The following is a 3,697-nucleotide window of genomic DNA, read 5'->3' as shown; positions in this document are numbered from 1 at the left end:
ATCCCGGCCTTGAGCCGGGATCCCGCTGCTCGGCTGACGCTGAAGAAGAAGCGGGACCCCGGCTCAAGGCCGGGGTGACGTTCTAAAGGGGGGACACCCCTCCACCATCGGTGCGTTCCCTCCTCTTTCAGGGGAGGAGCTTACCCGTTTTGGATCGAGAGGGGAGGACGATCAGGCCGAGCAGGTCTGCGCCGCGCCGCCGGGGGCGGTGACGCTGACCGAGGCATCGGTGGCGCTGCCCTTGACGACATAGCCGCCGCCCGCGAAGGGCGCGCCCGCCGCGGGCGCGGCGAGCGCGGTGGGGGCGTCTTCCTTCTTCTTCTTGATGTTGGCCGACGTGTTGTCGTTGAACCAGTCGATATAGAGCACGGCATTGCCCGGCTGGCAGCGATAGGTCTTGCTCGCCAGCATCGCCGGCGGCAGCTTGACCGGGGGGGCTGCGGCGACCGCGGTGGCGGTGGGATCGTTGGGCGCCCCCGCCGTGATCGTCGTCGGCTCGCCGCAACCGGCGAGCAGGGTGGCGATGGAAAGGGCGGCGGCGGTGAGGGCTGTCTTGCTCATGAGCCCGCGTCTTCGCGGGTGCGAAAAGACTCGTCAAGAGCGCAAATCACTTGCCGATGCGGTTTCTCGCTGCGGATGCGATAAAGCGTGGGCTGCCGCGTCCCAAATCATGCTTGCTTGATGGCGCGGGCGCGGCTGCTATGCGCGGGATGATGGCAAGCCTCGCTCCGGATACCGCAGCCCTCGTCGGCAACACGCCGCTGGTGCGCCTGAAGGGGCCGAGTGCCGCGACGGGCTGCGACATCCTCGGCAAGTGCGAGTTTCTCAACCCCGGCGGATCGATCAAGGATCGCGCGGCCAAATATATCATCGAGGATGCCGAGGCGCGCGGGCTGCTCGGGCCCGGCGGGACGATCGTCGAGGGCACGGCGGGCAATACCGGGATCGGCCTCGCGCTGATCGGCAACGCCAAGGGCTACCGCACGATCATCGTCATCCCCGAGACGCAGAGCCAGGAGAAGAAGGATACGCTGCGCGCGCTGGGCGCCGAACTCGTCGAGGTCGCGCCGACGAGCTATTCGAACCCCGCGCATTACGTCCACACCTCGCGCCGGATCGCCGAGGAGACGCAGAATGCGCTCTGGTCGAACCAGTTCGACAATGTCGCGAATCGCATGGCGCATATCCAGACGACCGCGCCCGAAATCTGGGCGCAGACCGGCGGCAGGATCGACGGCTTCACCTGCGCGGCGGGCACCGGCGGGACGATCGCCGGGGTCGGCATGGCGCTCAAGGAGCGCGATCCCACGATCACGATCGCGCTGACCGATCCTCATGGCGCCGCGCTGTATAATTATTATGCGCATGGCGAGCTCAGCGCCGAGGGCTCGTCGGTGGCCGAGGGCATCGGGCAGAGCCGGATCACCGCCAATCTCGAGGGCGCCCCGATCGACACGCAATTCCGCATCTCGGACGAGGCCGCGGCCGCGCAGGTGTTCGCCTTGCTCAAGGAGGAAGGGCTCTGCCTCGGCCTGTCATCTGGGATCAACGTCGCGGGCGCGATCGCGCTGGCGGGCGAGCTCGGCCCAGGCAAGACGATCGTCACGATCCTGTGCGATTCGGGGATGCGCTATCTCTCGACTTTGTTCCAGCCGGCGTGGCTGGAATCCAAGGGCCTGGCGGTTCCGGACTGGCTGGCGCGATAAGTGTCGCGTTGACGGTTCACAATCAGCCTTCGCGGACTTATTCTCGGGGGATGGCCTCTCTGGTAGACCAGCGGCATCGGGTGCCTTCGCGATGATACGGCGCATTCGCGTCGGGCTCACGGGGCTCGCCTGCGTATTCCTGCTGGTCATGCTCGCGACCGCGCTGATCAGCATGGCAGGCGAACGCGGCGGCGGCAATCTCACCGCCGCGGCGCCCAACGAACCGCTCGCCCAGCTCGGAGTCGTGCCCGGAAACCCCGCCGCGCCCTCTGCGCCCGCGCCGAAAGCGTCCAAGCACAATTAGAGGCTGCCCTATCAAGCTGAGACGTCACCCCGGCCTTGAGCCGGGGTCCCGCTTCTTCCTCAGCGTCGCAGGCAGCGGGACCCCGGCTCAAGGCCGGGGTGACGAGAGTCAGCATCAATAGGACAGATTCCAGGCCGGCCGGCTGCGAGGCCTATATCACAGACTTATCCACAGGCCTCGGCACCCCCGCCGTGGCGGATTTGCGCGCATTTGTCGCCACGCGCGCCCGTCCTGGCCCAGACAATACACATGTAGTGGCATAGAATGGTATTGTAACCCACACTGAACCCATGTTAACCCATGATTCACCCAAGGAGGGCGGCGCTATCCCGCGTGTCGCACATCGGCGGGACGGGTGCGGCAGGGGACGCCGCGCCGGGGCAACAGGGTCGACAGGTGGAGATCAACCATCCCTTCAGAGGCTATGCGCTCAACGCGGTAGACGCGAAGGGAAGGGTGTCGGTGCCCGCCGCCTTCCGCGATCTCATCGCGGTGCGCTGCGCGACCTACGCCCCCGGCGACGTCTCGGTCGACGACAAGCAGCTCGGCATCGTCATCTCGGAGGAAATGGACCGGCTGGTCGCCTATGACGCGATCGGCGATCGCCAGCAGGCGCGCGACCTGCGCGACAGCCTCGCCGACCTTCCCGCCGCCGAGCGGCGCAAGGCGCTCGCCGATCTCGGGCGCGGCGAGGTCGGCGGCACGACGCCGGTGAGCTTCGACAGCGCGGGGCGGCTGGTCCTCCCGCAGACGGTGCGCAGCCTGGCGGGGATCGGCGATCTCGCGCTGTTCTGGGGCAATATCGATTTCTTCGAGATCTGGGATCCGGCGCGCGCGCGGGAAGCCTTCGCCAGCGATCGCCGCAATCGCGCGATCCTCGATGCGCTGCTCAAGGAAAAGGGGATCGCATTGTGAGCCCCGCCGCCGATCCGCGCCATGCCCCCGTGCTGCTCGACGCGGTGATCGCGGCGCTCGCGCCGGCCGGCGGCGAGACGCATGTCGACGGCACGTTCGGCGCGGGCGGCTATACCCGCGCGCTGCTGGACGCGGGCGCCAGGGTGATCGCGTTCGATCGCGATCCCGATGCGATCGCCGAGGGCGCGGCGCTGGTCGCCGGGGCGGACGGGCGGCTGGAGCTGGTGCCGTCGCGCTTTTCGGAGCTGGCCGCGATCGCCGGCGATGCCTCGGTCGACGGCGTGACGCTGGACGTCGGCGTCTCCTCGATGCAGCTCGACCGCGCGGAGCGCGGCTTCTCCTTCCAGGCCGACGGTCCGCTCGACATGCGGATGAGCCAAGCGGGCGAGAGCGCCGCCGATTTCGTCAACACCGCCGACGAAGCCGAAATCGCCGACGTGCTGTTCAACTTCGGCGAGGAGCGCCAGTCGCGCCGCGTCGCGCGCGCGATCGTCGCCGCCCGCCCGATCGCGCGGACCGGCGAACTCGCGCATGTCGTGCGCCGTGCGCTCGGGCATCGCGAGCATGACAAGAAGGATCCGGCGACGCGCACCTTCCAGGCGCTGCGCATCCATGTGAACCGCGAACTCGACGAGCTGGAGGACGGCCTGGTCGCCGCCGAGCGCGCGCTCAAGCCCGGCGGGCGGATCGCGGTGGTGAGCTTCCATTCGCTCGAGGATCGGATCGTCAAGCGCTTCCTGCGCGAGCGCAGCGGCGCGACCGCGGCGGGCTC

General features: G+C 68.4%; 5 protein-coding genes. 4 read left to right on the top strand and 1 reads right to left on the bottom strand.

Annotated features, from left to right (window positions below):
- Positions 1-171: 171 nt before the first annotated feature.
- Positions 172-561, bottom strand: a complete 390-nt coding sequence (locus HUU94_RS02290) for a hypothetical protein (RefSeq protein WP_174273504.1) — start codon at positions 559-561, stop codon at positions 172-174.
- A gap of 152 nt (positions 562-713) precedes the next feature.
- Here HUU94_RS02290 and HUU94_RS02285 point away from each other — a divergent pair, with 152 nt between their 5' ends.
- The 4 genes from HUU94_RS02285 to rsmH form a co-directional block, all read left to right on the top strand.
- A complete protein-coding gene (locus HUU94_RS02285) occupies positions 714-1,706 on the top strand; it encodes a cysteine synthase A (protein ID WP_174273503.1) in 993 nt (330 codons plus the stop codon).
- Positions 1,707-1,797: 91 nt separating this feature from the next.
- Entirely contained in the window at positions 1,798-2,010 is a 213-nt protein-coding gene (locus HUU94_RS02280) for a hypothetical protein (RefSeq protein ID WP_254601879.1), read from the top strand.
- 396 nt (positions 2,011-2,406) lie between these two features.
- Positions 2,407-2,925, top strand: a complete 519-nt coding sequence (locus tag HUU94_RS02275) for a division/cell wall cluster transcriptional repressor MraZ (RefSeq protein WP_174273502.1) — start codon at positions 2,407-2,409, stop codon at positions 2,923-2,925.
- On the top strand, positions 2,919-3,697 hold a 779-nt coding region (rsmH, locus tag HUU94_RS02270), incomplete at its 3' end, for a 16S rRNA (cytosine(1402)-N(4))-methyltransferase RsmH (RefSeq protein WP_254601881.1). The genes HUU94_RS02275 and rsmH, both read left to right, overlap by 7 nt.

The sequence above is a fragment of the Sphingomonas bacterium genome, from assembly GCF_903644055.1.
Lineage (GTDB): Bacteria > Pseudomonadota > Alphaproteobacteria > Sphingomonadales > Sphingomonadaceae > Sphingomonas_I.
The sequence above is the reverse complement of the archived record's forward strand: the minus strand, read 5'-3'. Positions and strand labels throughout refer to the sequence as shown.

What these genes read in the sequence shown, in the direction of transcription:
- HUU94_RS02290 (WP_174273504.1), bottom strand. Translation starts at nt 561, where the DNA reads ATGAGCAAGACAGCCCTCACCGCCGCCGCCCTTTCCATCGCCACCCTG.
- HUU94_RS02285 (WP_174273503.1), top strand. Translation starts at nt 714, where the DNA reads ATGGCAAGCCTCGCTCCGGATACCGCAGCCCTCGTCGGCAACACGCCG.
- HUU94_RS02280 (WP_254601879.1), top strand. Translation starts at nt 1,798, where the DNA reads ATGATACGGCGCATTCGCGTCGGGCTCACGGGGCTCGCCTGCGTATTC.